Origin of the sequence: Succinimonas sp., assembly GCF_045225735.1 — a bacterium.
Taxonomy (GTDB): domain Bacteria; phylum Pseudomonadota; class Gammaproteobacteria; order Enterobacterales; family Succinivibrionaceae; genus Succinimonas.
This window is the reverse complement of sequence record NZ_JBGVBR010000135.1, coordinates 1-2,884: the sequence shown is the minus strand read 5'-3', so window position 1 is coordinate 2,884 and position 2,884 is coordinate 1. Positions and strand designations below refer to the sequence as shown.

General features: G+C 51.4%; 2 protein-coding genes. Both read right to left on the bottom strand.

Translation table 11 applies throughout. The features are described 5' to 3' along the window. Window positions 1–372 precede the first annotated feature (372 nt). Window positions 373–1,089, bottom strand: a complete 717-nt coding sequence (locus ACJROR_RS04890; RefSeq protein ID WP_406546121.1) for a type II secretion system protein — start codon at window positions 1,087–1,089, stop codon at window positions 373–375. A gap of 460 nt (window positions 1,090–1,549) precedes the next feature. Then, the gene (locus tag ACJROR_RS04885) at window positions 1,550–2,617 is read right to left on the bottom strand and encodes a DUF1848 domain-containing protein (protein ID WP_406546120.1); all 1,068 of its coding nucleotides are present in this window, start codon (window positions 2,615–2,617) and stop codon (window positions 1,550–1,552) included. Window positions 2,618–2,884: the final 267 nt, after the last annotated feature.

Genomic DNA, 2,884 nt, shown 5'->3' with positions numbered 1-2,884 from the left:
CATTTTTCCGGGCATCGGCACCGCTGTGGGGGCAACCATCGGCGGCCTTGCCACCGGCTTCGGGGTTTCCAAACTCTTAAAATAAAGACCAGGCTGGTATTCCGGGGCTCCGGGATGAGGACTGAAAACATTGCGCTTTTCTGTTCCCGTGTCCGGCCTCGGTCTGTCATGAACAATTAAGAAGGTTCTTCTAGTTAGCTGTTTCGGAAATATTCGGAGCTGTCTCAGACAGGCAGAAATCTCCTGATTAAGGACGTTCTCACATCGGTTTTTCAGTCCGCGGCTTCAGGCTTCTGATCCTTAACTCCCCTTTAAAAACAAATCCCCGCGCCAATTATTGAAGCGCAGGGATTTCTCATCAGCTCCTGATTATCAGCAGCCTGAAGTTTCCAGATAATAAATCGGCGGCCTCTGCACATCATCAATATACTCGGCAGAAGAATATCTGAAGTAACACTTGTACTCGGGGGAATCGACCGGCTTATTGCCTGACAGCTTCGGATAATGCTGGCCGCGGGGGACAATAAACTGGTTGTCTCTGCCGTTAAATTTCTTGTTACTGCGATCATCAACCCGGCACTGACAGAAATCGTGTCCCTCGCACACACCGCCGCCGCAGGTGTTATTGGCATAACCGACCTTGGTATCGCGCTTCGGCACCATGATTTTCTTTTTGGTTTTCGAATTCTCAATCTGCCTGATTTCCACGCCGGAAATGTCCGCATCCAGAATAAACGCCACGGAATTACGGTCGATGTAGGCATACTTGAGATACACCCAGAGATCACCGATCTGAACACAATTATCCGTGCTGCAATCCTCTACCCAACTTCCTCCGGCTTCCTTCTCGGAATAATTGATATTCGTGCTGTTCATCATGGCCTTGGCAAACACCATGGTATTGGCAGATCTGATATTGCCCTGCATATTTTTGAGAATGGCTATTCTGGCATCGCTCTGCATGGCGGTAAATTTGGGAACTGCGGTAGCGGAAAGAATGCCAAGTATGACGATAACGGCCACGAGCTCCACCAGAGTAAAGCCGTTCCTGCCAAATCCGGGTAATCCGGAAAATCTATGTTGCCTCATTACCCCCTCCTCGCTTTTTCACCAATTCCATCAATCCTGCGGCTGCCAGTTACCCGCCGATCCTGCTTCCTAAGGCCCTTTTCAATTCATCCGGGCATCTGTTTATCCGGTCATCTGACTGAAAACAAACAGCCTGAAAAAACACCTCTCCTGATCGGATCTTATCATACCCTCATTTCTGACAGGGACTCATTTGAAAGCAATCACCTAAACTTTGGGACAGATGCGGCAGCTTTTCCGGAAAGAAAGCTCCCAATATATGATTTACCGCCCTTCCGAATGACGTAAAGCCGCTTTTTTCATCAAGCGGTATACTTCCGGATACTGCAAAAGCCCCGGACGATCCGAAACCGTCAGGGGCTCATAAAGATATCAGGTATCAGACAGCAGTCTTTTCGGGTAACGGTTCCGGAAGGATTACGGGAGGGGTTACGGGACTTTCTCCGCAATACCGGTCAGTTCAGCGAACAAGCGGAATCAGGCTCTCGCCTTCCGGATTACGGAGACAGCTCTGGCAATTCCTGAGGGCAAGATCCCGGGAAGTATTGGCATAGCAGTAAACGCAGCCATGGGGACAGGTATTGTACATGCCGATATCCTTGCTCCGGACACAGCCGCAGATCTGCCGCTGACCCCGATCCTTGAACCTCGTGTAATCAAAGCCTCCGGGTGTCCCTGCATTAAAGAGATCAAACTCCCCGCCCTCTTTCCGGAATCCTGCAAGATAATCCCGAAGCAGACGATCCTCAGGAAAGGCTCTTTCCATAAGCTCCGGATCGATGCAGCGGTTATGCTCGATACCGTAGCGGGAGAGATCAGTGCTCTCCGCGCAGGTGGCCAGGGCAAAATCCCAGCCCTTCCGATGCCATTCCTCCCGGAGCTCCTGAAGCCCCCGGGCAATCACATGCTGTTCCGCATTCCCGATCTCGGCATGACCGAGTTCCTCCTCCGCGAAGATATTTTCCCTCACGAGATTGCGCTGTACCTTCCGATAAGCGTTCACATCCAAAAAGCTGAAAACAAGCTTCCGGGTCAGCCCGGCCAGGCTGTCGGAAAGGGAGCGGATTTTTGCTAGGAGAAGTTCCGGGGTGATGCTCCGGGTCAGGATCAGAGGATCCGCCCGCCAGATAACCCGCTCCGGCCCCAGTCTTTCAGAAAGCATCCTGAAGGTTTCCAGCCGTTTCTGAAGCTTGGGAACATGAGGCTCCAGTCCCTCATTCTCGTAATCATTGAGGGTGTACTGAAAATAGCAGTTGATCCCCATGCGATCCAGTTCGTCAAGATAAGGCAGCATGGGAGCCGGATTCTTTGACCAGAAGACAATCACCCGGGTATTCCGGTAGGAAATGTACGACGGTCTCTGGTTGAAGGGGTTTATCCATACCGAGTATCCGGCCCGGAGCCGGTTCATAAACCACGGGGCAAAAAACGCCGGAATATCGGTGGATCTGCTGGCGGAGACAATAACCGGAGCCAGAGCTTCCGTCTCCCGGCCGTCGGCAAGTCTGAGCACGATTTTGTTTTCCATTAACGTCTATCCCGATTAACGTCATTCCGTTCCATTGATGCCTGTATTCATTGACGGTGCCTATTCATTGAGGGCTCCTATTCATTGACAATGAACGCAGAGCAAACAGCCAGAAAAACGGAGTTTTGGGCTCGGTCGTTTGGGCTCTGTCTCCGCCGTTCAGAGGAAAAACGAATGGCCGGACTATGAGGACGCCGAACTGTGAGGTTAGCTTTGAGGTTAACAAAAGGCGCTTACGGCCTGGGATTATGTCCGAAACTGAGCCTT

What these genes read in the sequence shown, in the direction of transcription:
- ACJROR_RS04890 (WP_406546121.1), bottom strand. Translation starts at nt 1,089, where the DNA reads ATGAGGCAACATAGATTTTCCGGATTACCCGGATTTGGCAGGAACGGC.
- ACJROR_RS04885 (WP_406546120.1), bottom strand. Translation starts at nt 2,617, where the DNA reads ATGGAAAACAAAATCGTGCTCAGACTTGCCGACGGCCGGGAGACGGAA.